Consider the following 497-nt stretch of genomic DNA (forward strand, 5'->3'; position numbering starts at 1 on the left):
AGCGACTCATGCGCCAGCAAGGTCTGCAGGGCGTGCGCCGCGGCAAGGCGGTGCGCACCACCGTTCCCGACCCCAAGGCGCCATGCCCGCTGGACCGGGTCAACCGGCAGTTCCGCGCCGAGCGGCCCAACCAGCTGTGGGTCTCGGACTTCACCTACGTCTCGACCTGGCAGGGCTGGGTCTACGTGGCGTTCGTGGTGGATGTGTTCAGCCGGCGCATCGTGGGCTGGCGCCAGAGCAGTTCGATGCACACCGAGTTCGTGCTCGATGCGCTGGAGCAGGCGCTGTACGACCGCAAGCCTGGTCAGGCGCAAGGCCTGGTGCATCACTCGGATCGTGGATCGCAGTACCTGTCTATCCGCTACAGCGAGCGTCTGGCCGAGGCCGGCATCGAGTCGTCAGTGGGCTCCAAGGGCGACAGCTACGACAACGCTCTGGCCGAGACCATCAACGGGCTCTACAAGGCCGAGGTGATCCACCGGCGCGGGCCGTGGAAG

General features: G+C 67.0%; 1 protein-coding gene. It reads left to right on the forward strand.

Annotated elements, in window-relative coordinates; all coding sequences use genetic code 11:
• Positions 1-497, forward strand: a 497-nt coding sequence (locus ASD35_RS18570) for an IS3 family transposase (protein ID WP_235538395.1), incomplete at both ends; no start/stop codon positions are given.

This window comes from Pelomonas sp. Root1444 (assembly GCF_001426885.1).
In the GTDB taxonomy this organism is placed as follows: domain Bacteria; phylum Pseudomonadota; class Gammaproteobacteria; order Burkholderiales; family Burkholderiaceae_C; genus Pelomonas.